The 2,368-nt window shown below is 67.1% G+C and carries 3 protein-coding genes; all 3 read left to right on the forward strand.

Annotation, left to right across the window (positions count from 1 at the left end):
* On the forward strand, positions 1–569 hold a 569-nt coding region (locus tag AVR91_RS17070), incomplete at its 5' end, for a transporter substrate-binding domain-containing protein (protein WP_076857367.1).
* A gap of 79 nt (positions 570–648) precedes the next feature.
* Positions 649–1,272 carry an RlpA-like double-psi beta-barrel domain-containing protein gene (locus AVR91_RS17075; RefSeq protein WP_063277361.1) on the forward strand — a complete coding sequence of 208 codons (624 nt, stop codon included), beginning with the start codon at positions 649–651 and terminating at the stop codon, positions 1,270–1,272.
* A gap of 158 nt (positions 1,273–1,430) precedes the next feature.
* Positions 1,431–2,339: a M23 family metallopeptidase gene (locus tag AVR91_RS17080; protein ID WP_063823230.1), complete on the forward strand. Its 909-nt coding sequence runs from the start codon at positions 1,431–1,433 to the stop codon at positions 2,337–2,339.
* Positions 2,340–2,368: the final 29 nt, after the last annotated feature.

The following is a 2,368-nucleotide window of genomic DNA, read 5'->3' on the forward strand; positions in this document are numbered from 1 at the left end:
TCGCCGGGCGGCTCGGCGTCCGGCTCCAGCTGGTCCAGACCACCTGGAAGGCGATCGCCGACGACGTCGGGCGGAAATGCGATCTGGCGATGGGCGGGGTCTCGGTGACCTTGGACCGCGCGAAGAAGGGCTTCTACACCGCCCCTTATCTTCGCGACGGCAAGACACCGATCACCTTGTGCGAGAACGAAAAGCGGTTCCAGACCCTGGAGCAGATCGACCAGCCCGGCGTGCGGGCGATCGTGAATCCGGGCGGTACCAACGAACAGTTCGCCGACGCCAACCTGAAACGCGCGACCATCGTGCGGCATCCGGACAACAACACGATCTTCGCCGAGATCCTGGCGGGCCGGGCCGACCTGATGATCACCGACGCCACCGAAACCCGTTGGCAGGCCAAGCAGAACCCGCGGTTGTGCGCGGTGCACCCCGACGAGCCGTTCACCTTCTCGGAGAAGGCGTATCTCCTGCCGCGCGACGTCGTGTTCAAGGAGTGGGTCGACCAGTGGCTGCGTCTCGCGCTGAACGACGGCACGTACGCGCGGATCGCGAAACCCTGGCTCGGCTGAAATCGGTTTGAACCACTTTCGTTATCCGGCCGTATCCCTGGATGTGGGTGAGGAGGAAACCAGACCGGAGGAAACACCGATGATGAACAGCGCCGGGAAACACCGCAAACGCGCGACGATCGGCATCGCGTCCGTGCTCGGGGTGGCCGCCATCGCCGCGGCGATGTTCGCGATCAGCACTCCGGACGGGCAGGCCGCGGAAAGCTGCCAGGGACTCGACACCGCTCTCCGCAACAACCTCACCTTCATCGCGGGCCAGAAGGCGCAGCCGGACGCCTTGTCCGAGGCGCGGATCGCGAACAGGCAGGCCGTCGTCGACCTCATCCAGCAGCGCCGCGAAGCCGCCGGGTGCACCGAAGAAGTGCAGGCCGAAAGCGGGGATCAGGCGGCGGTCGAGGACGAGGCGGCTCCGCAGGAAGAAGCGGCGCCGCAGGAGGAAGCGGTCGCAGGGGAGGGCGAGGTCGTCTGCCCGGGCTCCACGGTGACGCTGTCCGGCGAAGGCGGCGCCCCGGCGGCGTCCAGCAGCGAGTTCCCGGCGGGCACCAAGCTGAAGGTGACGAACCTGGACAACGACAAGTCCACGACCGTCGAGGTCACCGGCGTCTCCGGCAGTTGCGCGCTCCTGAACAACGCGGCCTTCGAGCAGGTCCGCGAACCGGGCAAGTTCCTGATCCGCCGCGCCACCATCGAGCGGGTCGGCTGAGACACCCGTACCGGGACGGGGAAGACGCGGACGGTCCCGGTGCGGAGGCGGCACGAGTCCTCCTGGTCCCCTCGGCCAGGAGGGCTCGTGGTCGTTTGTATCTCGCTTGTACGCCCTTTCGGGACGCTTCTCGCGAAACGCCCGAGAAAGGACATCCGATGAGATTCAGACGAGTGCTCACGGCGGCCGCCACCGCCTTGCTGGGCATGGCCGGGCTGGCGATCACCGCGACGTCGGCCGAAGCCGCCGTCGGGCCGCGTCCCAACTTCCAGCTCCCGTTCCCCTGCAACCAGGTGTGGAACGGCGACAACGACAACAGCAGCGCGCACCGGGCCTACGAGATCGACTTCAACCGCGGCGGTTCCGCGGACGCCGACCTCGGCGACACCGTGGTCGCGGCGGCGGCGGGCAAGGTCGTCATCTCGGCGCACCAGGGTTCCGCGAACGGGTTCGGCAACCTGGTGAAGATCGACCACGGTGGGGGATGGTCGACCTACTACGCGCATCTGAAGGTCCGTTCGGTCGCGCTCAACGCGCAGGTCGCGCAGGGGCAGAAGATCGGCGAGGTCGGCAACACCTCCAAGCCGGGCAACAACATCAGCCCGCACCTGCACTACGAAGTCCGCACCAACGACTCGTCGTGGCCGAGCAACATCAAGCCCGCGTACTTCAACGGCGTGAAGTTCGGCTATCCCAACGCCAACGTGACCTCCAAGAACACCTGCAGCGGCAGCGGGAACCCCAACCCGTACGACGCCGTCGAGGTGTGCGGCGACGGTTACAAGGTGATCGACTCGCAGGCGATCGGCAGCGCCGCGACCGCGTACCTGCTGTACAACGCCACGAACAAGAACAACTGTGTCACCACCATCAAGTCCACCTCGGTCGGCACCGGCAGCGCGGTCTCGGCCTTCCTCGAAGTGCAGGGTTCGGCCAGGAAGACCGACTCCGGCAGCTTCGAGTACTACGCGGGTCCGGTGAGCGCGGCCGCCGGCGCGAAGTGCGTCCGGTGGGGCGGCTCGGCGGGGTCCGCCAGCTACGAATCGCCTTTCGAGCACTGCACCTGATCGCCTCGCGAACGCCATGAACGGTCCGT

The sequence above is a fragment of the Amycolatopsis keratiniphila subsp. keratiniphila genome (assembly GCF_001620365.2).
GTDB classification, from domain to species: domain Bacteria; phylum Actinomycetota; class Actinomycetes; order Mycobacteriales; family Pseudonocardiaceae; genus Amycolatopsis; species Amycolatopsis keratiniphila.